Raw genomic sequence first — 24,524 nt, 5'->3', positions numbered from 1 at the left:
TGCTGATCGCGACGTGTAACCGATGTAACTCGGTCACAGCTTTCACCCATACACGCTACCTTACCAAAACATCACTTTTTGACCTTTAGTTTCCACAATATGGTCGCAACCGTCGGGAATGGGATGTCCGGTCCGGCACAGTCGCAGGCCAGCCGTAACGTCCAAACAAAGAGCCGTCATGAGAAAACTTCTAGCGATGCTGGACTATGTGATGCTGTTTCTGGCGGTGGCTGGAAGCGGTGTTGCCTATGCATTCCTGGAATATGGCGGTGGTGCCCTGATCGGCGCGACCTACGCATTGTTCTCCTGCGCGCCCATTCTGGCCTTCGAGCGCGGCTATATCATGCCGGGCCTGTCGCGCAGAATCAGCATGTTGCCAACACCCGCTTACATTCTCTCTGCGTTTTCGGCCTATGCCGTGCTGGTGTTCTGCGGCTTCGGTTTCGGCGGCACGATTTTGTGGGCGACCGGCGTTTTGCCGGTGACATGGCAAAAAGCCGTCCATGCGGAAATGCAGTCGCTTTTGTTCATTCTGTGCGTCTGCGCCATCATCGTTTTCGTCATGCGTGTTCGTGAACTCCTGGGTCGGGACATTTTCATCGACCTCATTCTTGGGCGGTATCGCCGTCCGGTCAGCGAAGAACGTGTTTTCCTGTTCGTTGATCTCGTGGGATCGACGTCCTTTGCCGAAATGCACGGCGATTTGCGCGCGCAGGAGTATCTCGGCGAATTGTTCTCGGCTTACGCTGGCCCGGTGAGGCGGCACGGCGGTGTCATCGATGACTATATCGGCGATGCCGCCATCATCACCTGGCCGTACCACATGGCAATCCGGCGTGCCGCCTGCATCAACTGCGTTTTCGATATTCTGAAAACCATAGAAGACGGTCGCGCCGATTGGCTGTTGCGGTTTGGGGCGGTCCCGAAACTGCGCTTTGCCATTCATGGCGGGCCTGTCATCACCGCTGAAATCGGTGTCGATCACCACAAGATTACCTATTTCGGCGATACGGTGAACACGACGGCGCGGCTTGAGTCGCTGAGCAAGATGCTGGGGCATCCCGTCCTCATATCGTCAGATCTTGCGCATCAGCTGCTTTTGCCGAAGGGCGTGAAAAGCGAGTATCTGGGCGAGCATGCCGTGAAGGGGCGTGGGCAGACATTGGGCGTCTGTGCCCTTAGCCGTCACGCGGTTATGAGCTAACGCTCATATTTTCCATCAGCGTCATCAAATCTTCAACAACGCATCAACCAGCTGTCATGAAGCTTGCCTAACGGTCCGTGCATTGCAGATGCAAACCCAAAGGTAATTCCATGACAAAGACCCTCCTCGCCTCGGTTGCCATTCTGGCACTCGGCACCATCTCCGCCTTTGCAGCGGAAAAGGAGTTTCCAGCAAAGCTCGTGTCGCACGCCGTGTTGCCCGCAAACACGATCATCCCGGCGCCATCGGACGCGCCCCAGCATCTGAAGACGTCCGCAAAATTCACGACGCCGGACCGGAAGCGCGCGGAAGGCCTGGGAACGGTTCCCGGCAAGGATGGCGTTCGCACCACCGGACTGTCGATGCCGTTCGACGGTCAGGCCATGCAGGGCTTTTCCGGCATCAAGACGATGAGCGACGGCACGTTCTGGAGCCTGTCGGACAACGGCTTCGGCTCCAAGGCGAACTCCAGCGATTCCATGCTGATGCTGCATCATCTGAAGCTTGACTGGGACGTCGGCAAGGTCAACGCACTCGAAACGGTGTTCCTCTCCGATCCGGACAAGAGGGCACCGTTTCCGATCGTCATGGAAGGCTCCGACAAGCGCTATCTCACCGGCGCGGATTTCGACGTGGAATCCATCCAGCCAACAGAGGATGGATTCTGGGTCGGTGAAGAATTCGGCCCTTACATCCTGAAATTCACCCGCGACGGCAGGTTGACGGATGTGATCGCAACGAAGGCTGGCGATGTCGACGTCAAATCGCCCGATCATCCAACCCTGTCGCTGCCTGCCAATCCAACGCAGAAACTCCCAGCCTTCAACCTGAAGCGCTCGGGTGGTTTCGAAGGCATGGCGATGTCCAGGGACGGCACCAGGATTTACGGCCTTCTCGAAGGTCCGCTCTATAACGCTGAAGGTCAGGTCGAAAAGACCGAAGATGGCGCAACCGGGCTTCGCATCATCGAGCTCGATGTCGCGTCCAAAAGCTGGACGGGCCGCACCTGGCTATATCCGCTGGCAGACGGTGGCGAAGCGATTGGCGACTTCAACATGCTGGATGACGCGACGGCGCTGTTGATAGAGCGCGACAATGGCGCGGGCACCAGCGACAAGGCCTGTGCGGACGCCAAGAAGCCCGAGGCCGATTGCTTTGCGGTTCCTGCCAAATTGAAGCGCATCTACAAGATCGAATTCAACGATGCGAATGTTGGCAAGGCAGCGCGCAAGATCGGCTACATAGACCTGATGAAGATTGCCGATCCCGACAAGAAGGCCCTCCAGGGCAGTGAAAACGGCATCTACACCATGCCTTTCGTCACCATCGAAAACGTCGATCGCGTCGATGCGACGCACATCATCGTCGGCAACGACAACAACCTTCCCTTTTCGGCCGGTCGGGCGTTGGACAAGGCCGATGATAACGAGTTCGTTGTGCTTGAGGTGAAAGACTTGCTGGACGCCAAATAATTGGGATTTGGTAGCGCCTTCGACCGATGTCGAAGGCGCTCCTTATCGCTCACTCGAACACGAAGGCCAGCTTCTTGCCCGTCAGCTTCGAAAGCTGCTGCAAACGACCTTCGAGGCGTTCACCGGCAAAGTCGTGATACTCATGCGGCACGACGAATTCGAGATCGACGTCTTTGCGTTCCGAACGACGGAACTTCAGGTGATCGACGACGCCGGGCATGGATGCCGAAAACAGATAAACCACACGCAGCAGACCGCCGAGCAGCTTGGCCAGTTCCTGCATTCTGTCCCCTGCGATGGACGTCAGATGCTGGGTCGTGCCGTTATCGTTCAATCCTTCAAAGCGGTAGTAATTTGCCAGCGCGATATAGGCGCGCCCGGGATGCGTGATGGCGATGAAGGACGAGTGCGCGATGATGTTGAGCGCCTGCAATCCGCGATAATCCGGGTGCGCGCGCCAGCTGATATCGGCCAGCAGGCAGGCTGCCTGGCGATAGCGCGCCTCGTCTTCTGTTTCGGTAATGCCGAACACAGGCACGGTGCGCCCGCTCCAATCGGCAAGCTCGCGCGCATGTTCGGGTGAACGGGCGCGAAGAATGGCCAGTTCGTCGGCCACCACCAGCAACGGATCGGCCTTCTGCTCGACCTCCGGCAACAGCGAATAAAGATAGCCTTCGCGAACACCTTGCGCCGAAAATGCGATCTTGGAGGGCTTCATCACCTCAAGCACTTCGCGCATGGCAACGGCGCCGAAAGGCAGAAGCGTACGACGGTTCTTGGAAACCGCCTGCCATGCCGGGTCCTTGCTGTCCTTGGAAGCGATCACTTCATCGAGGAAACTCAGCATATCGGCCAGCGGCATCTCGTAGCCCTGCATCATGTGCAGCGAATAACCGGTGATTTCCATGTGCAGTTTGGCGATGTTTCGCCATGTGCCGCCAACGGCGTAAAACGTCCGCCCTTCGCCCTTGGCCAGCAGCTTTGCGGTTTTGACCTGTTTTTTCGTAAAGGTGGTGGCCTTCTCGATGGAGCCACCGGAATGTTCGGACAGTCGCAGGCCACCCAATGGCAAGGTAATCCCCTCGCCGCAGGTTTTGCCCTTGATGTCGATCAGTTCCAGCGAGCCACCGCCTAGGTCACCGGCAATGCCATCGGCATCGTGGAAGCCGCTGATGACGCCGTAAGCGGAATAGAGCGCTTCCTTCTCACCGGAGAGAACCTCGATCTCGCACCCGAGAATGGCTTCCGCATCGCGGATGAAATCGGGGCCGTTGCTCGCCTCCCGCGCAGCAGCGGTCGCCAGCACATAAAGCTTTTGCGCCTGCGCCTGCTGCGACAATGCGTGGAAACGACGTAAGGCGGCAAGCGCACGCGTGACGCCTTCCTCATCCATTCGACCGGTCAGAGCCAAGCCCTTACCAAGCCCGCACAGGACTTTTTCATTGAAAAGCACCGCAGGGGCGCGCGAAAGACCTTCATATACAACGAGACGAACGGAGTTCGAGCCGATATCTATGACGGAAACGGGGGCTAAGCCAGCAAGCCGCCCCTGTGCTTCTGATCGTGTCATTCAGCCTGTTTCTTGCGGGATGATATCAGCCCGGCTATCAATTTGGGCGCACTGGACTTCAAGGCTTCACCGCGTCCCGAAAGGCTTGGGTTGGTCATGAAGTAGTGCTGCGCGTTGAACGGTTCCTCGCCTTTGCGCACCTCGATGCGCCTCGACGTTCCGTCCGGCAGTATCTCGTAGCTCTGCTGGTTGTCAATGAGATTGCCCAGCATGATTTGCGAAAGAACCTGCTCATGCACCGTTGGGTTGACCAAAGGCACCATGGTTTCCACACGTCGATCCAGGTTTCGCGGCATCATATCGGCGGAACCGATGTAGACCAGCGCCTTGTCGGACGGCAGGCCGTAACCATTGCCGAAGCAGAAGATGCGGCTGTGTTCCAGGAAGCGGCCCACAATGGACTTGACGCGGATGTTGTCGGAAAGACCCGGCACCTGTGGCCGCAGGCAGCAAATGCCGCGGATAACCAGATCGATCTCCACACCGGCCGCGCTCGCATGATACAGCGCATCGATAATCTCGGGGTCAACAAGCGAATTCATCTTCATCCAGATCGCCGCTTGAGCACCGTTTCGGGCATGCTCCGCTTCATCGTTGATATGCTTGAGAATGCGCGACCGCATCGTATAGGGCGAAACCGCCAGCTTCATCCCCTCTTCCGGCTCGCCGTAACCGGTGATGAAGTTGAAGATGTTTGCCATGTCGTGGGCAATCTTCGGATTGCAGGTGAAGAAGGACAGATCGGTGTAGATCTTTGCCGTCACCGGGTGGTAATTGCCCGTTCCCAGGTGGCAATAGGTGCGCAGCTTGCCATCTTCCCGGCGCACGACCATCGACATCTTGGAGTGGGTCTTCAGTTCGATGAAGCCGAACACGACCTGGACGCCTGCGCGCTCAAGGTCACGGGCCCAGCGAATATTCGCCTCTTCGTCGAACCGCGCCTTCAACTCCACCAGCGCCGTCACCGACTTTCCGGCATCGGCCGCGTCGATCAGCGCGCGAACGATCGGGCTGTCATTGGACGTGCGATACAAGGTCTGCTTGATGGCGAGAACATTGGGGTCCCGCGCGGCCTGCAACAGGAACTGCACCACCACATCGAAGCTCTCATAGGGGTGGTGAACCACCATGTCCTTTTCGCGGATCGCGGCCAGGCAATCGCCCGCATGCTCACGCACACGCTCCGGGAAGCGGGCGTTGTAGGGTTCGAATTTCAGATCGTCGCGTGGCGCCTTAACCAATTCGGAAATGGTGTTGAGCGCCAGAAGCCCGGGAAGAACCGCGACGCGGTTATCGGGCACGTTGAGCTCATGCACCACGAACTGGCGCAGGGATGCGGGCATTTCGCTGTCGGTCTCTATGCGGATCACCGAGCCGCGACGGCGGCGCTTCAGGGCGCTTTCGAAGTAGCGCACCAGATCCTCGGCTTCTTCTTCAAGCTCGATATCGCTATCTCTGATAATGCGGAACGTGCCGAGTCCACGCACCGTGTAACCGGGATAGAGCCGGTGGATGAACAGGCCGACGACATCCTCCAGCGTGATAAAGCGGACTGTCGTCTTGTCGTCCGGCAAGCGAATGAACCGGTCGAGCGCGGGCGGCAAGCGCAGAAGCGCCGTCATCGGCTCGCGGCCGTTGACGCTATCCAGCTGCAAGCCCATTGAAAAGCCAAGGTTCGGAATGAACGGGAACGGGTGCGCCGGATCGATGGAGAGCGGCGTCAGAACCGGGAAGATCAGTTCCTCGAATTCGTTCTCCAGCCAGACGCGGTCCTCATCGGACAGCGATGCTGGGCGAACGATATAGATGTCTTCCTTGGCAAGATATTGCTGAAGCACAGCAAGCGAAGCCTGCTGCTCCATCTGGAGATTATCGATTTCCTTGAGGATGTCTTCGAGCTGTTCGGCAGGCGTCTTTCCATCCGGTGTACGCACGGTCACATTCTGACGAACCTGGCCTTCGAGACCGGCCACACGGACCATGAAGAATTCGTCGAGGTTGGCGGCGGATATCGAGAGAAAGCGCAGGCGCTCCAGCAAGGGATGGTCAGTGTTCAGCGTCTCCTCGAGAACGCGGCGGTTGAATTGCAGCCACGAAAACTCCCGGTTGATGAAGCGCTCCGGGCTATCCCACAGGCTCTTCTCCTCCGGTATGGATTTACCGTTTTCGTCGAGATTGTCCTGCACCACCGAATCCATCAAATTTCCCGCCCTTTATCTCCAGACCCGCAGGAACCCACAGGGCCTTGCCGCTCCGGTTGCTTGTTTCAAATATCCCAGCGACTTGAAATCGCTCCGCACTTTCCGTCCAATACCCCATTGCCCGTATAACAGTTTGACGACGGAACTGTGACAGTCAATCCTCGTCGGGGTCGCCTCCAAGCTCCGTCAGCACCTCTGCCGCCATGGCGCGGCTGATACGTGTGCCTCTCGACAGGGCCAGACGGTCCAGTCTTTCGACGATCGTCTGCGCCGCATTGAGAGAGCGTTCCATGCGCGCCACGATATAGCTGACAAGTTTGTCATCCATATAAAGCTGACGGTCGGCAAACAGCTTCATCAGCACTTGCGCCAGCAAATCCTCGTCCGGCTCGCCAATTTCCACCACCGTTGCCGCCTTGAGGCGCGACCGCAAATCCGGCAATATTACCGGCCATGCAGCGGGCCACTCACGCGAGGTTATCAGCAGCGAAGTGCCATTTTCCCGAACGCTGTTGATGACGTGGAACAGTTCCGTGTCATCAAAGCCGTTTTGATCGGCATCTTCAAACAGAACCGGGTTTTGTTCAGCAGCACGCGCGGCGTCCGAGCCCTGCACAGGCTTGATATCCACCGCATTGCTGGTGGTTTTCCATATGCTGGCGAGATGGGATTTGCCGGAACCTTGCGGTCCCACGAGAATGACCACAGGCGAAGGCCAGCGCGGCCACTCATCGACAATGCTGACGGCCGCATCCAGCGGTGCGGCCACCAGAAGGTCGTCACGACCTGTCGCCGTCTGATGGGAGAAAGCAAGCGGGAGCTGCTCGCCCCTCGACCTGCTGCCACCGGGTTTGTTGTTATCGGTCATCTTTCAGCTCTGAGAATCGATCTTTTTGGGCGGCAATGCCTGCGTCTGCGTATCCTCGCCATCCCATGGCAGATTGGCAGCACGACCATGGTAAAGATCGCTTTCGAGATAGCGCGACAGCACGAAGCGAACCAGCACGCCGACGGCTGCGGCTGCCGGTACCGCGACCAGCAGACCCACGAAACCAAACAATGCACCGAAGGCAAAAAGGGCAAACATGAGCCAGACCGGGTGAAGACCGACGCTACTGCCAACGAGCTTGGGCTGGAGAATGTTGCCTTCGATGAACTGGCCGGAGAAAAAGACAGCCAGAACCAGGATGACATCGATATAGTCAGGCCAGAACTGAACCAGCGCGACCCCTACGGCCAGCACGAGGCCGACCATGGAGCCGACATAGGGAATGAAGCTGATCGCACCCGCGAAGAGGCCGATCAACAGGCCAAAATTCAAGCCCACAAGCGACAGGCCGACCGCGTAGTAAACACCGAGGATGAGGCAGAGAGAGCCCTGGCCGCGAATGAAGCCCGCAATGGTGCTGTCCATGTCGCGCGCGATCTGGCGTACGGTGGCGACGTGATCACGCGGGATCCAGCTATCGACCTTTTCGATCATCCGGTCCCAGTCCAGCAAAAGGTAGAAAGCGACAACGGGCGTCACCACCAAAAGCGAGATGACATCCACCAGGGATTTGCCGGAGTTCCAGATCTGCGTGAGCAGCGTGCCGATGAAGCCTGCGCCTTCGGCCAGGACCTTGGAGAAATTCTCCTTGACGGTGTCGATCTGCGCGCTGACCCAGCCGGGCAGAAGATTGGTATCGGCGCCGGCGATGAGTTGCTGGAGGGAGGAGATGTATTGCGGAATGCGGGTGATGAATTCGGATGCCTGGGCTGCCACCAGCGGAATGATGATGATGAGCGACAGCGCAAACAGCAGCACGAAAGACACAAGGATCATGATGCTCGCCATCATGCGGCTCAAGCCCCGACGCTCCAGCCAATCCGCGACAGGATCGAGAAAATATGCCAGCGCCATGCCCGCCACGAAGGGCAGGAGAATGGAGCTGAAGACCATCAGGAACAGGATGAAGATGACCAGCGCACCGAGCCAGAAAAAGATCTGGCGTCTCAGATTCATGCCTCTGATATGTGGTTGCATCGTCTGCTCCTTTGGGCGCCCATACGCCTAACGCCGGGGTTAGGAGATAGGATGCGTGGACCGGACTGGTCAAGTGGAGCCCTCTTGCCAAATGGGTCACGATGGAGCTTTCCCATGACAATACGGCTAAAACACCCAAAAGGCGTGAAAAACATGCGTTTTGCCGCGCCCATACTTGCATCGTCACCCTTCTCATGCGAATGGCGACGCCAAACGGAACCAGTGGAGACGACAGCCATGAGCGAGCAAGGCAAGAACGGTCTTACCTACAGCGATGCAGGCGTGGATATCGACGCCGGAAACCTGATGGTCGAGAAGATCAAGCCCGCCGTGCGCTCCACCCGCCGCCCTGGCGCGGATGGTGAAATCGGTGGTTTCGGTGGCCTGTTCGACTTGAAGGCCGCGGGTTTCACAGACCCGGTTCTCGTCGCTGCCAATGATGGCGTCGGCACCAAGCTCAAGATTGCCATCGACGCGGATTACCACGACACCGTCGGCATCGACCTCGTTGCCATGTGCGTCAACGATCTCGTGGTGCAGGGCGCAGAACCGCTGTTCTTCCTCGACTACTTCGCGACCGGCAAGCTCAACCCGGATCAGGGTGCGGCCATCGTCACCGGCATCGCCGCTGGTTGCCGCGAATCGGGTTGTGCGCTGATCGGCGGAGAAACCGCTGAAATGCCCGGCATGTATTCGGATGGCGATTACGATCTCGCCGGATTTGCCGTGGGCGCTGCCGAACGTGGCCAGCTTCTCCCAAAGGGTGATATTGCCGAAGGCGACGTCATTCTTGGACTTTCCTCATCGGGCGTTCATTCCAATGGCTTCTCGCTGGTGCGCAAGATCATCGAGCTTTCCGGTCTTGGCTGGGATGCGCCTGCCCCATTTGCAGACGGCAAGAAGCTGGGAGAAGCTTTGCTGACGCCAACCCGCATTTACGTGAAGCCGCTTTTGAAGGCCATTCGCGAAACCGGCGCGTTGAAGGCGCTGGCGCACATCACCGGCGGTGGTTTTCCGGAAAACATTCCGCGCGTCCTGCCAAAGCATCTGGCCGCTGAAATCGATCTGGATGCCATCAAAGTTCCCGCCGTCTTCTCATGGCTTGCCAAGACCGGCGGCGTTGTACAGAGCGAAATGCTGCGCACGTTCAACTGCGGCGTCGGCATGATCGTTGTCGTTGCGGCGGAGAATGCACAACAGGTAACGGACGCTCTGACAGCGGAAGGCGAAACCGTCTTTGCGCTCGGCCGCATGGTCGCTCGCGCGGACGATGGACACGGCACGATCTACAAGGGCACGCTCGGCCTATGAGCGCCGCCGCTCCCCGCAGCAAAGTTGTCGTTTTCATCTCCGGCAGCGGCTCCAATATGATGGCGCTGGCAAACGCTTGTCAGGAACAGGATTTCCCTGCGGAGATCGCCTGCGTGATCTCCGACAAGGCGACCGCAGGTGGCCTTGCGAAGGCTCAAACACTGGGCATTCCCACACTCGTTTTCGAGCGCAAGACCTATGCGAGCAAGGCTGAGCACGAGCAGTCCATTCTGGCTGCGCTGAGTGAAATCGCGCCCGACATCATCTGTCTTGCCGGTTACATGCGTCTCATCTCCGGCGATTTCATCGCGCCCTATGCCGGTCGCATCATCAACATCCACCCCTCCCTCTTGCCCCTCTTTCCCGGCCTGCATACCCACGAACGCGCTATCGAAAGCGGCATGAAAATCACCGGCTGCACGGTGCATTTCGTCACCGAAGGCATGGACGAAGGCCCGGTTATCGGCCAGGCGGCGGTGCCGGTTCTGGTGGATGATACCGCTGACACACTCGCCGCCCGCGTTCTGACCGTAGAGCACCAGCTCTACCCTCTGGCCCTCAGGCTGCTTGCAGAGGGCAAAGTGCGGATGGAGGGTGGCAAGACTGTTGGAAAATATTTAAATCCAAGTTCTGGAAAATCGCTGATAAGTGCCTAACCGCATCTGTTTATTCGTTAAATTAACACAGTTTTACAACCGGTTTCAATAAACTTTTGATTGATAGATAAAGCACCAAATTTGAAGATTACAAACCATGTTGAATAACGCATTATCTTCAACAGAATCGAAATCAACACCAACAGAACGAAGGAGAGTTCTATGTTTGTTCGTTATACACATATTTCAAACGGCCCTGGTCCATCAGAAGCTATAATTGCCGTAACCACTCTCGACGGCACAGAAGAAGTAATCGTTGATAGGGATCTGCTGCAAGAATCTGAGACGCTCGATGTCGGCTCTGTAATCGTCGACAGAGAAGATGCATATCTCTTCGAGCTTCCGCGAGAAACCTCAACAGGCCGCAGTAGAGTCTGGGTTGCAAAATCTCTCGCTTTAAGCAATAAGGTTGCAGCTTAACTCTTATACGGAATCTCCAGGTGATATTAGTTGATCGTGAAATTAAAATAGCTCTGAGAGAAGGCCAAGTCAAAATTGAGCCTCTGCCAGACCTGGAGACCGCAGTATCATCTTCAAGCATTGACTTGACATTATCTGACACATTTAAGACATGGCAGCAAACGGCTGGCATGTCTATATCCCCTGGCAAAAAGGGTTATTCCTACTCAAATCTTCTACATTTACAGAAAGAACACAAAGACAATTTTACACTGCTGCCACAGTCCTTTGTACTTGCTTGGACGAAAGAAAAAGTCAATATTCCATCCACATCACGGCTAGCAGCGAGGGTGGAGGGAAAAAGTTCTTTAGCGCGGCTTGGTGTAAGCATTCACGTAACAGCACCAATAATTCATGCTGGCTTTAAAGGCCAAATTCAATTGGAAATGTATAATTTTGGTCCTTTCGAAATTATCCTGACACCAAATATGTACGTTTGCCAATTGGTTTTTGAGCAGACGAATGCAACACCTGAATCCGGCTATAGCGGTATTTTCGCGGATCAAACTCAAACTAACCGTTAGTTAAGAGACTTTTGTTCAGCATCGCCCATTGCAACAAGATGATTGTCTTCGCATCCGTGATGTCACCGGTTGCGATCATTTCGAACGCCTGATCCAGCCCGATCAAAATGACCTCGATGTCCTCGCCTTCTGTTGCGAGCCCACCGCCGAGGCCGGCTTTTTCTTCCAGATCGACCCGCGCATAAAACAGCGCGACCTTTTCGGTCAGCGTGCCGGGGCTGGCGTAGGTTTCGAAGAGAAACTGAACGTCCTTCACCGCATAGCCGGTTTCTTCCATCGCCTCACGGCGGATGGCGTCGTCCGGCTGGTCGTCATCGGTTAGGCCTGCAGGCACTTCGAGCATGAAACTCGGATCGCCGTTGACGAAGGCGGCAGGACGGAACTGGCGGACAAGAACAACGGCATTTTTCGCCGGATCGAACAACAGGATCGCGGCAGCGCTGCCGTGGTCATGCACTTCACGGTCGATGCGGATTACCCGGCCATCCGGCATGCGCTGATCGAACGCCAGTGTCTGGAGGTGGACGAAACGTTTCCAGACGGTCTCCTTCGAGACAAGCTTGACCCTGTCATCGTCCGGCCTCGCCGATGATGTCTCTGTTGCCATTTCGTCCACGCCAAACTCCATCAGTCTTTTATGATTGCGTCAGGGCCGTACGGTTGAGCGCTGCCCATTGCAACAGCATGATGGTTTTGCCGTCGCAGATATCCCCGTCCTCGATCATTGTCATTGCATCAGCCAGGGGGATCACGACGACCTCGATGTCCTCGTCCTCATGGGCAGCGCCACCGCCCTCCTCCACCCGATCGGACGCATCGACGATCGCGACGAAGAAATGCAGGATTTCCGTGACAGATCCCGGCGACATGAAGGACTTGAACAGGAAGCGCGTGTCACGCAGCTTGTAGCCGGTTTCTTCCATCACCTCGCGGGCAATGGCGTCTGCCGGGTTGTCGCCATCCAGCAAACCTGCAGGCGTTTCCAGCAGCCACCCATGATAGCCATTCACATAGGTTGGAACCCGGAACTGGCGAACCAGAATGACGCTGTCGATCTTCGGATCATAGAGCAGAATGGTCGCGCCGTTGCCGCGGTCATAGGCTTCGCGCTTGAGCGTCTTGGTTGCGCCCTTGGCGTCGGTGTAATTGTAGGTGATGTTGCGAAGGTGATACCAGTTTTTTGAAAGCGTCTCGTCTTTAAGAATTTCAATCGTCGCATTGCCGAATTTCTGCATTCCGTATTCCCGTCAAAATGTCTTAAGCCAAACCTTGTTGTCATGAAACGCTGCGCCGCCATAGGGCGCAACTGCGTCCCCACCCGTCAGCACATTGATGCCTTCGCCGTCCAGATGCGCCTTGTTGGGCCACAATCCCTCGGCAATCAGCACACCTGTCTTTGCCCCCTCCACAATCTTCGCATGAATGCGCAACTGCCCGCGTCCATTGCCGATCTGCACGATATCGCCATCCGCTACGTTCAAACGTGCGGCATCGGCAGGGCAGATCATCAGCTCAGGACGACCTTCCTTCTGGACGGACGTCTTCGTCTCGGCAAAGGTCGAGTTCAGAAAGTTGCGCGCGGGCGATGTCGCCAGCCGGAACGGATGCTCGGCATCGGCCACTTCGATGACATCCACCTGATCCGGGAACTTCGGAAGCTGTGCAAACGGCCCCATGACCGGCACATTCTTCGGTGGCTTGTTGGGGGACGGACCGTTCTCCCAATCCGGGCTAAAGCGGAATTTGCCATCCGCGTAGCCGAAGCCTTCGAGGTAATGCGCGACCTCGAACGGCGGTTGCGCGTCGATCCATTTCTCTTCGGCAAGGCTGTCGAAATCACCCCAGCCACCCGGGTTCAGAATGAGATCGATATGCTCCCGCTCGGTCTTGCCGAAACCCGGCATGTGCGAAACGCCGAGGCGCTTGGCAAGTTCTTCGATCACGAACAGATTGGTCCGCACGGTGTCCGGCGGCTCCACCAGTTTCGGCCCGAGCAGAATATGGTTCTGACCACCCGCGCGATAGATATCGTCGTGCTCGAGGAACATGGTGGCCGGCAACACGATATCGGCCATTTCAGCCGTCTCGGTCATGAATTGCTCATGCACGGCAACAAAGAGATCGTCGCGCGCGAACCCCTGTTTGACCAGCCGCTGCTCGGGGCAGACATTCACCGGATTGGTGTTCTGGATCAGCAGCGCCGTCACCGGCCCGCCATAGCGCAAGGCCTGCGCATCGCCGGTCAGAACGCGACCGATCTGGGATTGATCGAGTTGCCTGACGTTGGGATCGGCATAGGCGGTGCCCATTAGTTCGGCCTTGTTCAGCCGGAAGATGTCGCCATTGTTGTGGAACGCACCGCCGCCCTCGTATTGCCAGGAGCCGAGCACTGTCGCGATGGACAGCGCCGCATGCATGGCGACCGCCCCGTTGCGCTGGCGGGCAAAGCCGTAGCCCAGACGGAAGAAGCTTTTCTGTGTGGTGCCGACGAGCCTTGCGAAGGCCTCGATTTCCTCAACTGAAAGCCCGGTAATCTCTGCGGCCCATTGCGGCGTCTTTGATGCAAGATGCGCTTCAAGCCCGGCAGGATCATCCGCGAATTTGGCCATATAGGCACGGTCGGCATAACTATCGCGAAAGGCGATGTGCATCACGGCACAAGCCAGGGCAGCATCCGTTCCGGGCCGCACGATCAGCTTCATATCCGCCTGTTTCATGGTCGGATTGTCATAGATATCGACGACCACGATCTTGGCGCCACGCTCCTTGCGGGCTCTGATCGCGTGGGTCATGACGTTGACCTGCGTGGCAACCGCATTGGTGCCCCAGATGACGACGACATCGGCCTTTGCCATCTCGCGCGGGTCGGGACCGCGCAGAGCGCCGGTGCCCATCACGTAACCGGTCCAGGCCATGTTGGTGCAGATGGAACCGAAAAAGCCGGAATATTTCTTGGCGTGGCGCAGCCGCTCTATGCTGTCGCGCTGTACCTGCCCCATGGTTCCGGCATAAAAATACGGCCAGATGGCTTCTGCACCATGCTTTGCTTCCGCCTTGACGAAAGCATTGGCAATCTCATCCAGCGCATCGTCCCAATGGATCTCCTGCCAGTCGCCCGCGCCTTTGGCACCTTGGCGGCGCTTAGGCGTCAGCAACCTGTCGGGATGATAGATACGCTCGGAATAGCGTGCCACCTTGGCGCAGATGACACCGGCCGTGTAGGTGTTGGAATTGGCACCCCTCACGCGGCCAATACGACCATCCGTGGTGATGTCGACCTCCAGTGCGCAGGCGCTTGGACAGTCATGGGGACAAACGGTGTGGCCGATGCTGAGAGCACCGGTCACGGCTTTGGCGGAAATCGGTGTCGCATCGTTCATTGCTTTTGTATATTGCAAAGCGGTGAAGGCCAAAAGGCCGAAGTGATCACCATCAAGAATATTCATAAAAGGCATCGGCGCGCATGAACTATCGGCACATCTACCACGCTGGCAATTTTGCCGATGTCCTCAAGCATGCGGTCCTGGCGCGGCTCGTGCGCTATCTGCAAAACAAGGACAAGGCCTTTCGCGTTCTGGATACCCATGCGGGCACAGGCCTCTATGACCTGTCATCAGAGGAAGCGCAGAAGACCGGGGAATGGCAGACCGGCATTGGTAAGGTGCTGGAGGCGGATTTGTCGCCAGCGGTGGCGGAACTGCTGGAGCCTTACCTAACGGCGGTGAAAGACCTCAATCCAGACGGCGGCCTGCAATACTACCCCGGCTCGCCGAAGCTCGCGCGCATGCTGTTTCGTCCGCAGGACCGGCTGTCGGCCATGGAACTGCACCCGGATGATTTCCGAGCCTTGTCACGCCTTTTCGAAAGTGATTATCAGGCACGCGTGACGGAGCTGGATGGCTGGCTTTCACTGGGTGCGCATCTGCCGCCAAAGGAAAAGCGCGGCCTTGTGCTGGTCGATCCGCCATTCGAGAAAGAAAATGAATATGAGCGGATGGCTGAAGGCTTTCACAAGGCCTATCGCCGCTTTTCAACCGGCACCTATTGCCTGTGGTATCCCCTGAAGAAGGGCGCTCCGATCAAGGACTTCCACGAGCGTCTGCAATCCTACGACATTCCCAAAATTCTGTGCGCGGAACTGTCGGTTCGCAGCGACCGGCTGGACGGCCTCAGCGGCTCCGGTCTCATCATTGTCAATCCGCCCTTCACCCTGAAGGATGAGCTGCACACGCTCCTGCCGGTTCTGAAAACCATCATGGCACAGGATCGATATGCGTCGCAGCGCGCGTTCTGGCTGCGCGGAGAATAGCTACTTCTGCTCCGCACAACGCTCTTTTCGCTCCGCCACGGCCAGTTGTGATCTCTCGAAAAAGAGAATGATGAACAGGCCGAAGATGAACGGAATAATGAGATAGAATAGACGAAACACCAGAAGTGCCGCAATAACGTCTGCCGGGTTCATATCCGGCAGTCCGGTGACAAAGACCAGCTCCAGAACGCCGAGCCCGCCTGGCGCATGGGAAATCAGGGCTGCTGAGAATGACACCAGGAAGATACCCAGGATGATCATGAAGCCGGGGTTTCCCGCCTCCGGCAGGGCGAAGTAGATGATGCCCGCCGCGCCCAGCAATTCGATCGGACCGATGACCAGTTGCTGGATGACGAGGCGCGGCACCGGGTAAAACAGCGTGAAGGAGCCGATCTTCAGTGGCCTCAGCTTCATCAGACTGCCGATAACGTACAATCCGACGATGGCAAGCAGGATAAAGCCGGTCGTCCGCGATGCTTCCACGGGCAGAATATCGACAAAGCGCTCGGTAATGTCGGGCTCGTAAACCAGCACGAGACCGATCAGCATGATGGTGCCGATAGCGAAGGTGAAGGAGCAGAGAGCGACGAGAACGCCGATTTCCGCGACGCTCAGGCCCTTCGAGGTATAGGCCCGGTACCTGACGACTGCGCCGGAGAAGACCGACGCTCCCACATTATGCGACAACGCATAGGTGGTAAACGACGTCAGCGTGATGAAAATCCAGCCGACCTTGCGCTTGAGATGTTGAAGCGCGATGCGATCGTATCCGGCCAAGGCGGCATAGGCGACAAGCGTGCATAGACCGGACATGAACCAGTGGTGCGGATCAATTGCGACAAGGCTTTCCCAGACGTCATCGAGCGAAAGGTGTCGCAATTCCTTGTAAAGCAGCCATATGGAAAAACCGATGGTTGCCACGCCGACGAGCGGCCAGATGTATTTCTTCCATTTCATACGGACATGCCCGGGTATTCTCCTCTACCGGCAGCGTGGCGACTGACGGATTCGCAGAGCTTAGTCGTTATTCAAGCATTGTGACAACTAAGACTGTGGCCCTGTTTGATTTTTCGAAGGCCTGTTTGCCATATGGGCGAGATGGTATAAAACCCCATATATATCAAGACTTCGTCATTGCCGCGTGGAAAGACAGTTGGCCCGATGAAACAATATGCCGGTTTTATCGCGTTGGCCGCACTCGCGCTTGCCGCAGCAGGCTGGATGAGGTTTGGCCAGCCCTCTCAAAACGCACCGGCACCTCAGGAAACCGAACGAACCGAACCGGCGACGGCTTCCCCCGCAAACGCTGCCCCGCGCGCGCAAGGCTCTGGTTTCGATTTTTATGTCCTGTCGCTGTCATGGTCGCCAGCATTTTGCGCCAGCGACGCAGGCCGCAACAGCCGTCAGCAATGTGGTACGGATCGCAGGCACGGGTTTATCGTCCATGGCCTGTGGCCACAAAACGCGTCCGGTTATCCAGAATTTTGTGGCAAGGACCGTAACGAGCGTGTCCCGGATGCGCTGGGTCGCGCGATGTTCGACATCATGCCGTCGATGGGCCTCATCGGGCATCAGTGGCGCAAGCATGGAACATGCAGCGGGCTGTCACAGTCCGATTATCTGGACACCATCCGCGCCGCCTATCAGCGCGTTACCTTGCCGAAAGAGATCGCGTCAGGCACGGCACCTCGAACACTGTCTGCAGACGCCATTGAAAGTGCGTTCATCTCGGTCAATCCTGCCATGACGAAGCAGGGCATCGCCATCAGTTGTGACGGGCCAAAGCTGGAAGAGGTGCGCATCTGCATGAACAAGGATCTCAGCTTTCGTACCTGTCCACAGGTCGATCGCAGAGGTTGCCAGTCCAACGCCGCTGACATCATTCCCATCCGTTAAACGCCAAAGGTAGACACTATGGAATTGCTTTACTCGCCCGCTTCCCCCTATTCCGCGAAAGCCCGCATGGCATCGCGCTATCTCGGGCTCGACGTCACGGCTGTCCGCGTCGACACAAACGCAGAGCCTGCTTCCCTGATGGACAACAACCCACTCGGAAAAATTCCAGTTCTGCTGCTGGACGGCGGTGGTTCTGTCTATGACAGCGTCGCCATCATGCATTATCTCAACAGGCTTTCCGGCCATAAGCTCTATCCGAAGAAGGATCAGAAACGCACCGAAGCAGAGGTGCTGGAAGCCCTGTGCGATGGAATCACGGATTGCCTTCTCGCCATCGTCTATGAACGCCGCTCGCGCCCGGAAGAGAAGGTCCACCAGCCGTGGATCGACAAGCAATGGTCAAAGGTTGTGAAGGGGCTCGATTATCTCAACGCCAACCTGCCGAAGACAGGCAAGAAACTGCACGGGGGCCACTTCGCTCTCGCAGCCATGATCAGCTATCTCGAGTTGCGTTTTGCAGGCGAGTGGGCTGATGGTCGCAAGACGCTGGCGGACTGGCCGGAAACATTTAGCAAAAGCTTCAAGGACTATGCTGAAATGAAGGCTTCGGCGTAATCGTCAAAGTCTAACACACGGCAAAAGTCGCATGTCTCTGGATGGCAGATACAAAAAAGCCGGGGCGAAACCCCGGCTTTTCCGATTTAATCCGTTGAAGGATTAGAACTTTACGCCGATACCAGCCTTGACGCTGTGATCGTCGAAGCCGCGTGAAACGGTTCCGGAGTCAAGCGAGAAGTCCTTGTCCTGGTAATCGCTGTAGCGATATTCGACGCGGGCGGTGATGTTGCTGGTCACCATGGCTTCAACACCGGCACCAACCGTGTAGCCGAGTGCTGTTGCGTTGTCGCTGGATGTCGAGTTGCTGACCTTGTTGTCAGAGATCGCGAGACCACCTGTGCCGTACAGCAGGAACGGGTTCATGTCGTAACCAACGCGGGCACGAATAGAGCCATTGACGCCCTGCTTGCCGTCAAGCGATTCGCCCAGGTTGCCTGTACCGGCAGAACCCTTTTCGTCGCCGAGGTTGACGTCGGCTTCTGCACCGTAGACCAGCTGGCCGTTCTGCCAGTTATAACCGCCGTAGAGACCGCCGCCGAAGCCGTCGGCATCACGATCGCCGCCGTTGTTGGTGAAACGACCCCAGTCGTAGTTACCAGTAGCACCGAGATACGCGCCGGACCAGTTGCTGATCGGTGCTGGCTGCTCGTAAGCGACAGGTGCCTGCGGCACTTCGTTCACAGCGTCGGCTGCCTTCGCTGCCGAAAATGCCGCAGCTGCCATTGTGGTCGCCATTAGTGTTGCAACGATAGTACGCATGCTATTCTCCTTTTCAAACCCGCGGGGTGCTCAAACACTTGTTCCCAAACGCGGTGTAAAACAGTTGGTTCCCTGCCCGTCTGACAATCAAAATGATGGGTGATTGAGGAGATCACACAGCCAAAATGTGAATTGATTGGGGCAGCGTCGTGACGGAAATGGGACGTTGCTAAAATGACACAAAAATCTATTAAGGATAATGAGGCGTTAACTGAAGAACAGTCAGACTTTACATGTATTTAAATGAAATTACTTCGACTGCATCGTCAGGGCTTAAATCTGTATAATGAGCGCCTGCTCTGGGCAAACTTGGATTTTTCGCTTTATATCGGGCGCTGAAACCGATGTCAGCAATGTGCAGGTCAGCCTTGAACGAGAATATACCCAAAACCGTCTTGATCACCGGCGCCGCCCGACGCATGGGCCGCGCAATAGCGGAATATCTTGCTGCAGAAGGCTTTGCGGTTGCTCTGCACGCTCGCTCATCGATGGATGAGGCTGAGGCTTTCGCTAACACAATACGGCAAAATGGTGGAAAAGCCGCCGTTGTTCAGGCCGACCTCGAAAATATCGAGTCGACGGAAAAATTGATGGAAAGCGCACATTCAGCGCTCGGACCCATCGGCGTTCTGGTCAATAACGCATCCGTGTTCCGCCATGACAGCCTGGAAGATTTCGATTCTGCGGCATTTGATGCGCATTTTGCGGTGCACGTGCGCGCGCCGTCCATTTTGGGCTCGGCTCTGGTCAAGCAGCTGCCTGAGAACGCGTCGGGCCTGATCGTCAACGTCATCGATCAGCGTGTACTCAAGCTCACCCCTCGCTTCTATTCCTATACTCTGTCGAAATCCGCGATGTGGACGGCGACGAAAACCATGGCGCAGAGCCTTGCACCGCGGGTGCGGGTCAACGCCATCGGCCCCGGCCCTTCCTTCCAAAGTGCAAGACAGGCGCCTGAGGACTTTCAGGCGCAGATCGACGCCCTTATATTAAAGCGTGGGCCGACCCCGGACGAATTCGGGCGGACCGTTCGCTTTCTATATGACACACCGTCGATGACCGGCCAGATGATCGCACTCGATGGTGGCCAGCACCTGGGCTGGAAAACCCCTGATGTGGCGGAGATAACGGAATGAACGGAAAGAAGCTGCCGGATGGCGGTGTTCTCTTCGACGACAATGATGACGACGATGACGATGTAACCTCTTCCATCTCTGTCGTGGCGGCGGATGGCATCGTCGTACCCGTAGACTGGAATGCCGGATGGCAAAACGAATCCGGCCTCAAAGGCATGGAGCTGATCGCCGAATTCGTCAAACATTTGCCGAACAATCCCGGCGTTTACCGCATGTTCAACGAAGCGGGCGACGTGATGTATGTGGGCAAGGCGCGCTCGCTGAAAAAGCGCGTCGGCAATTACGCCCAGGGACGTTTCCATTCCAACCGCATCGGCCAGATGGTGCGCCTGACGACGCATATGGAATTCGTGACGACCCGCACGGAAATCGAAGCGCTGTTGCTGGAAGCGAATCTGATCAAGCGCTTGCGTCCACGCTTTAATGTTCTGCTTCGTGACGACAAGTCCTTTCCCTATATTCTCATCACAGCGGACAATCGCGCTCCCGCCATTTTCAAACATCGCGGCGCCCGCGCCCGAAAGGGTGATTATTTCGGACCTTTCGCTTCAGCAGGCGCTGTCGGCCGAACGATCAATTCGCTGCAACGGGCCTTTCTCATTCGAACCTGTACCGACAGTGTTTTTGAAAGCCGCACCCGTCCCTGTCTTCTTCACCAGATCAAGCGCTGTTCGGCGCCCTGTACCCATGAGATCAGCGACGAGGGCTATGCGGAACTGGTGAAAGAGGCGAAGGACTTTCTCTCCGGCAAGAGCCAGAGCGTCAAGGCGACGATTGCATCGCAGATGAACGAGGCGTCCGACGATCTGGATTTCGAACGCGCTGCCGTCTATCGCGACCGGCTGGCGGCGCTTTCCCACGTGCAGAGCCATCAGGGCATCAACCCCGCCGGGATTGAAGAAGCGGATGTCTTCGCCATTCACCACGAGGGCGGCATATCCTGTATTCAGGTGTTCTTTTTCCGCACCGGGCAGAACTGGGGCAACCGCGCCTATTTCCCCAAGGCGGACCCATCGCTTCCCAGCTCCGAAATCCTTTCGGCCTTTCTGGCGCAATTCTACGACGACAAGCCGGTGCCGAAGCAAATTCTGCTGTCCGAAGTGGTGGAGGAGCAGGATCTGCTCGCCGCCGCGCTTGCGGAAAAGGCGAACCACAAAGTCAGCATCTCGGTGCCGCAGCGCGGAGAGAAGAAGGATGTCGTCGATCATGTTCTGGGCAATGCGCGTGAAGCCCATGGCCGCAAGCTTGCCGAAACATCGTCACAGGCCAGACTGCTGAAGGGCTTTGCAGAAACCTTCGCCCTGCCCTATGTGCCTCGCCGCATCGAGATCTATGACAATTCCCACATGATGGGAACCAATGCCGTCGGCGGCATGGTCGTGGCAGGACCCGATGGCTTCACCAAGAGCCACTATCGCAAGTTCAACATCAAATCGACCGACATCACTCCGGGCGACGATTTCGGCATGATGCGCGAAGTCATGACGCGCCGCTTTTCGCGCCTGCTGAAAGAAGACGGACGGCCAGACCGCAGCCAGACCGTATCGCCGGAAGATGCCGCCGACACGCCGTTCCCCGCATGGCCGGACGTTATTCTCATCGATGGCGGCCAGGGGCAGATGACGGCGGTGCGGACCATACTGGACGAACTCGGCATCCGTGATTGCGTCACCGCCATCGGTGTCGCCAAGGGCGTGGATCGCGATGCAGGCCGCGAACGCTTCTTCACCGATAGCCGAAGCGACTTCTCCTTGCCGCCGCGCGACCCTGTCCTTTATTTCGTTCAGCGCCTTCGGGACGAGGCACACCGTTTCGCCATCGGCTCTCACCGCGCCCGCCGCAAGAAGGAATTGATTAAAAATCCGCTGGATGAAATCAGCGGGATTGGCCCCGGCCGCAAACGGGCGTTGCTGCAACATTTCGGCACCGCAAAGGCTGTGTCGCGTGCGGCCTTGAGTGACCTCATGGTGGTCGCTGGAATTTCAGAAGCCGTTGCCAGGCAGGTTTACAATCACTTCCATGAGAGCGGTAAAGAGTGACGCGATGCTTTCAGGCTGCACCTGCAAAAAAACACAATGAGGTGTTGACGCTTACGTGCTAGGGCTGCAACAACGCATTGACATCGAATGACAGGTTCCCAATGGCTTCGCGCACCTACAATATCCCGAATCTTCTGACCTACGCCCGCATTCTGGCGGTACCGGTCATCGTGTTGTGCTTCTACATCGAAGGGAAACTCGAGAGTTCGGATTTCGCGCGCTGGACGGCACTCTGGCTTTTCATTGTCGCCTCGCTGACGGACTTTCTCGACGGTTACCTCGCGCGCATCTGGAACCAGACGTCGAACATCGGGCGGATGCTGGACCCCATCGCAGACAAGCTGCTGATCGCCTCGATCCTGCTGCTTTTGGCCGCGGATGGCACCATCGCTGGCTGGTCTCTGTGGGCCGCGATTACCATCCTTTGCCGCGAAATTCTGGTGTCGGGCCTGCGCGAATATCTCGCTGCCCTGAAAGTCTCGGTTCCGGTTACACAGATCGCAAAATGGAAGACCACGATCCAGATGGTGGCCATCGCGTTTCTTCTGGCCGGTCCGGCGGGGGACAAGGTGCTCCCTTACACGACCGAAATGGGCATCGGTCTGCTGTGGATTGCCGCAGCGCTGACGATCTACACCGGCTATGACTATTTCAAAGCTGGCCTCAAGCACATCGTGGATGAGGAATGATGGTCCATATCGTCTATTTCGCCTGGGTCCGAGAGCGGATCGGCAAGTCGGAAGAGAATATCGACCTCCCCGCAAACGTGACAACTGCGCGGGAATTGATCAGCTATCTCACGACGCTTGGAGACGAATACGAAGCTGCGTTCGAATTTCCGGACGTGATCCGCGTTGCGGTCAATCAGGAACACATCGATCCCGGTGAGAGCATCCTGGGCGCGCGCGAAATCGGCATCTTCCCACCGATGACCGGCGGCTGATCATTGGAGATCCAGCCGACCATTCGCGTACAGGCGCAGGATTTCGATGCCGCAGTCGAAGCGCGGCTTCTGAGGAACACCGATAAGTCCATCGGTGCCATCGTCACCTTCACCGGCCTTTGCCGTGATGACGGCGGTACGCTATCCGCCCTGGAACTGGAGCACTATCCCGGCATGGCGGAAGCAGAAATGCTGCGGATTGCGTCGCTCGCCATCGACCGTTTCGACCTTCTCGGCCTCACCGCCATTCACCGTTACGGCAAAATCGCCACCGGCGACAACATCGTCCTCGTCATCGCCGCCTCCCGCCACCGGCAGGCGGCCTTCGATGGTGCGAATTTCGTGATGGATTATCTTAAGACCGCCGCACCGTTCTGGAAGAAAGAACATGGCAAGGATGGAACGTCTGGCAACTGGATAACAGCCAGAGACGCGGACGAAAGCGCCAAGGATAAATGGCGTTAGAGTGGCTTACGCTCACGCCGTGTCGCGACGAGCCATAAAACCAGCATGGCGAGAACTGCCGCATCCCGCCAAGCGACGGGCCCGTAAGAGGCCCAGAATGTTTCGCCGAAGCCGATAGCGGCGGCTCCTGCGGCGCATTTGAGCGGGCTGGTATATCCACCGGCAGCGGAAATCAGCACCACTTTCAGACCGAACACCAGCCCCGCGCCAAAATCCATATTGCCATAATAGAACGTTGCGAGCACGCCGCAGATCGAGGCAAAGAGCGCTGCCGCGCCATAGGACACCAGAAAAATGCGCGCGGAATTGATGCCGAGCAGAGAGGCGGCAGATGCGTCCTCGGACACGGCTTTCCAGTATCGACCCAAACTGGATTTTTTCAGAAACACAAATCCGCCGACAACCATCGTCAGAAAGACAGAGGCATTGATGGTCTGCATCGGGGTGGTGGTCACAGCGAAATCAGCGCTTTGCCAGAGATGAATTGGATCATTCAGAAAAGGCGGCAGCCAAAGCGAGCGTGTGTTTGCGGCAAGCCGTGCACTTTCCATCAGCGCAATCAACGTGCCGATGGAAGCCACCGTGACGGCATTGGGGGAAGCTGCGGCCAGCGGTCGCATGACGGCCCGTCCGATGAAGATGCCAGCCCAGAGCCCGCCCAGAAGGCCAGCCGCAGCACCAAGCGCCAAAGTTGCCGGCAGAATGAGCCAGAGTTGGTTCCAACCGAAATCAGCAAACAAGAGGCTCGTCAGTCCGGCGAACGCAAAGATGGCGCCGAAGGTCACGTCGGCGCGCTTGGTGATACAGAACGCGATCGCATAACCAAAGGCAAGCGCAGCATAGAGTGCGGCCACAGGCACGGCATTGACAAGTTGCTGAAGAAAATAAGCCATACGATCCCCCAGCCACTTTTATAACTGGTAAAATGATTTTTGC

Annotated in this window: 24 protein-coding genes; 14 read left to right on the top strand and 10 right to left on the bottom strand. The window is 57.1% G+C overall.

The features are described 5' to 3' along the window. Nucleotides 1-178 precede the first annotated feature (178 nt). Nucleotides 179-1,204 carry an adenylate/guanylate cyclase domain-containing protein gene (locus GGQ73_RS19640; protein WP_174152629.1) on the top strand — a complete coding sequence of 342 codons (1,026 nt, stop codon included), beginning with the start codon at nucleotides 179-181 and terminating at the stop codon, nucleotides 1,202-1,204. A 110-nt stretch (nucleotides 1,205-1,314) separates the two neighbouring features. Further along, on the top strand, nucleotides 1,315-2,676 hold the full coding sequence (locus GGQ73_RS19635; RefSeq protein ID WP_183897526.1) for an esterase-like activity of phytase family protein: 1,362 nt from the start codon (nucleotides 1,315-1,317) through the stop codon (nucleotides 2,674-2,676). A gap of 49 nt (nucleotides 2,677-2,725) precedes the next feature. On the opposite strand, the gene ppx is transcribed toward GGQ73_RS19635, so the two are convergent. The 4 genes from ppx to GGQ73_RS19615 form a co-directional block, all read right to left on the bottom strand. Continuing rightward, complete coding sequence (ppx, locus tag GGQ73_RS19630; RefSeq protein WP_183897525.1) at nucleotides 2,726-4,246, bottom strand: exopolyphosphatase; 1,521 nt, start codon at nucleotides 4,244-4,246, stop codon at nucleotides 2,726-2,728. Then, complete coding sequence (locus GGQ73_RS19625; protein ID WP_183897524.1) at nucleotides 4,243-6,444, bottom strand: RNA degradosome polyphosphate kinase; 2,202 nt, start codon at nucleotides 6,442-6,444, stop codon at nucleotides 4,243-4,245. The genes ppx and GGQ73_RS19625 overlap by 4 nt, the downstream gene beginning before the upstream one ends. 157 nt (nucleotides 6,445-6,601) lie before the next feature. After that, nucleotides 6,602-7,315 (bottom strand): DnaA regulatory inactivator HdaA, encoded by a 714-nt coding sequence (gene hdaA / locus GGQ73_RS19620; protein WP_183897523.1) that lies wholly within the window; start codon nucleotides 7,313-7,315, stop codon nucleotides 6,602-6,604. Nucleotides 7,316-7,318: 3 nt separating this feature from the next. Continuing rightward, the gene (locus tag GGQ73_RS19615) at nucleotides 7,319-8,473 is read right to left on the bottom strand and encodes an AI-2E family transporter (protein ID WP_174152624.1); all 1,155 of its coding nucleotides are present in this window, start codon (nucleotides 8,471-8,473) and stop codon (nucleotides 7,319-7,321) included. Nucleotides 8,474-8,710: 237 nt separating this feature from the next. Here GGQ73_RS19615 and purM point away from each other — a divergent pair, with 237 nt between their 5' ends. The 4 genes from purM to dcd all read left to right on the top strand — a co-directional run bounded on the left by purM (nucleotide 8,711) and on the right by dcd (nucleotide 11,423). Next, a complete protein-coding gene (purM, locus tag GGQ73_RS19610) occupies nucleotides 8,711-9,784 on the top strand; it encodes a phosphoribosylformylglycinamidine cyclo-ligase (RefSeq protein WP_183897522.1) in 1,074 nt (357 codons plus the stop codon). Further along, nucleotides 9,781-10,440 carry a phosphoribosylglycinamide formyltransferase gene (gene purN, locus GGQ73_RS19605; protein ID WP_183897521.1) on the top strand — a complete coding sequence of 220 codons (660 nt, stop codon included), beginning with the start codon at nucleotides 9,781-9,783 and terminating at the stop codon, nucleotides 10,438-10,440. Before purM ends, purN begins: the two co-directional genes overlap by 4 nt. Before the next feature lie 162 nt (nucleotides 10,441-10,602). Further along, nucleotides 10,603-10,860 (top strand): hypothetical protein, encoded by a 258-nt coding sequence (locus GGQ73_RS19600; RefSeq protein WP_183897520.1) that lies wholly within the window; start codon nucleotides 10,603-10,605, stop codon nucleotides 10,858-10,860. Nucleotides 10,861-10,880: 20 nt separating this feature from the next. After that, entirely contained in the window at nucleotides 10,881-11,423 is a 543-nt protein-coding gene (gene dcd / locus GGQ73_RS19595; protein WP_183897519.1) for a dCTP deaminase, read from the top strand. Here dcd and GGQ73_RS19590 read toward each other — a convergent pair. The 3 genes from GGQ73_RS19590 to GGQ73_RS19580 are packed head-to-tail and all read right to left on the bottom strand — an operon-like array spanning nucleotide 11,413 to nucleotide 14,869. Further along, nucleotides 11,413-12,030 carry an NUDIX domain-containing protein gene (locus tag GGQ73_RS19590; protein ID WP_183897536.1) on the bottom strand — a complete coding sequence of 206 codons (618 nt, stop codon included), beginning with the start codon at nucleotides 12,028-12,030 and terminating at the stop codon, nucleotides 11,413-11,415. The two genes, dcd and GGQ73_RS19590, sit on opposite strands and share 11 nt — an antisense overlap. A 28-nt stretch (nucleotides 12,031-12,058) precedes the next feature. Then, on the bottom strand, nucleotides 12,059-12,658 hold the full coding sequence (locus GGQ73_RS19585; RefSeq protein ID WP_183897518.1) for an NUDIX domain-containing protein: 600 nt from the start codon (nucleotides 12,656-12,658) through the stop codon (nucleotides 12,059-12,061). Nucleotides 12,659-12,670: 12 nt separating this feature from the next. Then, complete coding sequence (locus GGQ73_RS19580; RefSeq protein ID WP_183897517.1) at nucleotides 12,671-14,869, bottom strand: molybdopterin oxidoreductase family protein; 2,199 nt, start codon at nucleotides 14,867-14,869, stop codon at nucleotides 12,671-12,673. 17 nt (nucleotides 14,870-14,886) lie between these two features. On the opposite strand from GGQ73_RS19580, the gene GGQ73_RS19575 reads away from it, so the two are divergent. Next, nucleotides 14,887-15,732 (top strand): 23S rRNA (adenine(2030)-N(6))-methyltransferase RlmJ, encoded by an 846-nt coding sequence (locus tag GGQ73_RS19575; protein WP_183897516.1) that lies wholly within the window; start codon nucleotides 14,887-14,889, stop codon nucleotides 15,730-15,732. Here GGQ73_RS19575 and GGQ73_RS19570 read toward each other — a convergent pair whose 3' ends face one another. Further along, nucleotides 15,733-16,689 (bottom strand): lysylphosphatidylglycerol synthase domain-containing protein, encoded by a 957-nt coding sequence (locus tag GGQ73_RS19570; RefSeq protein WP_183897515.1) that lies wholly within the window; start codon nucleotides 16,687-16,689, stop codon nucleotides 15,733-15,735. A gap of 204 nt (nucleotides 16,690-16,893) precedes the next feature. On the opposite strand from GGQ73_RS19570, the gene GGQ73_RS19565 reads away from it, so the two are divergent. Then, a complete protein-coding gene (locus GGQ73_RS19565) occupies nucleotides 16,894-17,628 on the top strand; it encodes a ribonuclease T2 family protein (protein WP_183897514.1) in 735 nt (244 codons plus the stop codon). A gap of 18 nt (nucleotides 17,629-17,646) precedes the next feature. Continuing rightward, the gene (locus tag GGQ73_RS19560) at nucleotides 17,647-18,243 is read left to right on the top strand and encodes a glutathione S-transferase (protein WP_174152614.1); all 597 of its coding nucleotides are present in this window, start codon (nucleotides 17,647-17,649) and stop codon (nucleotides 18,241-18,243) included. 102 nt (nucleotides 18,244-18,345) lie between these two features. Here GGQ73_RS19560 and GGQ73_RS19555 read toward each other — a convergent pair whose 3' ends face one another. After that, the gene (locus GGQ73_RS19555) at nucleotides 18,346-19,005 is read right to left on the bottom strand and encodes an outer membrane protein (protein WP_183897513.1); all 660 of its coding nucleotides are present in this window, start codon (nucleotides 19,003-19,005) and stop codon (nucleotides 18,346-18,348) included. A 368-nt stretch (nucleotides 19,006-19,373) separates the two neighbouring features. Here GGQ73_RS19555 and GGQ73_RS19550 point away from each other — a divergent pair, with 368 nt between their 5' ends. From GGQ73_RS19550 to GGQ73_RS19530, 5 genes are all read left to right on the top strand, one after another. After that, entirely contained in the window at nucleotides 19,374-20,141 is a 768-nt protein-coding gene (locus GGQ73_RS19550; RefSeq protein WP_412762996.1) for an SDR family oxidoreductase, read from the top strand. Beyond that, nucleotides 20,138-22,180, top strand: coding sequence for an excinuclease ABC subunit UvrC (uvrC, locus tag GGQ73_RS19545; RefSeq protein WP_183897512.1), 2,043 nt, complete (start codon nucleotides 20,138-20,140; stop codon nucleotides 22,178-22,180). The genes GGQ73_RS19550 and uvrC overlap by 4 nt, the downstream gene beginning before the upstream one ends. A gap of 101 nt (nucleotides 22,181-22,281) precedes the next feature. Continuing rightward, complete coding sequence (pgsA, locus tag GGQ73_RS19540) at nucleotides 22,282-22,869, top strand: CDP-diacylglycerol--glycerol-3-phosphate 3-phosphatidyltransferase (protein ID WP_183897511.1); 588 nt, start codon at nucleotides 22,282-22,284, stop codon at nucleotides 22,867-22,869. Beyond that, the gene (gene moaD / locus GGQ73_RS19535) at nucleotides 22,869-23,123 is read left to right on the top strand and encodes a molybdopterin converting factor subunit 1 (protein ID WP_183897535.1); all 255 of its coding nucleotides are present in this window, start codon (nucleotides 22,869-22,871) and stop codon (nucleotides 23,121-23,123) included. Before pgsA ends, moaD begins: the two co-directional genes overlap by 1 nt. A gap of 3 nt (nucleotides 23,124-23,126) precedes the next feature. Then, nucleotides 23,127-23,588, top strand: coding sequence for a molybdenum cofactor biosynthesis protein MoaE (locus tag GGQ73_RS19530; RefSeq protein ID WP_183897510.1), 462 nt, complete (start codon nucleotides 23,127-23,129; stop codon nucleotides 23,586-23,588). Here the strand turns inward: GGQ73_RS19530 and GGQ73_RS19525 are convergent. Beyond that, nucleotides 23,585-24,481 (bottom strand): branched-chain amino acid ABC transporter permease, encoded by an 897-nt coding sequence (locus tag GGQ73_RS19525; RefSeq protein WP_183897509.1) that lies wholly within the window; start codon nucleotides 24,479-24,481, stop codon nucleotides 23,585-23,587. The two genes, GGQ73_RS19530 and GGQ73_RS19525, sit on opposite strands and share 4 nt — an antisense overlap. Nucleotides 24,482-24,524 lie beyond the last annotated feature (43 nt).

The organism is Rhizobium skierniewicense (assembly GCF_014196515.1).
In the GTDB taxonomy this organism is placed as follows: Bacteria; Pseudomonadota; Alphaproteobacteria; order Rhizobiales; family Rhizobiaceae; genus Agrobacterium; species Agrobacterium skierniewicense.
The sequence above is the reverse complement of the archived record's forward strand: the minus strand, read 5'-3'. Positions and strand labels throughout refer to the sequence as shown.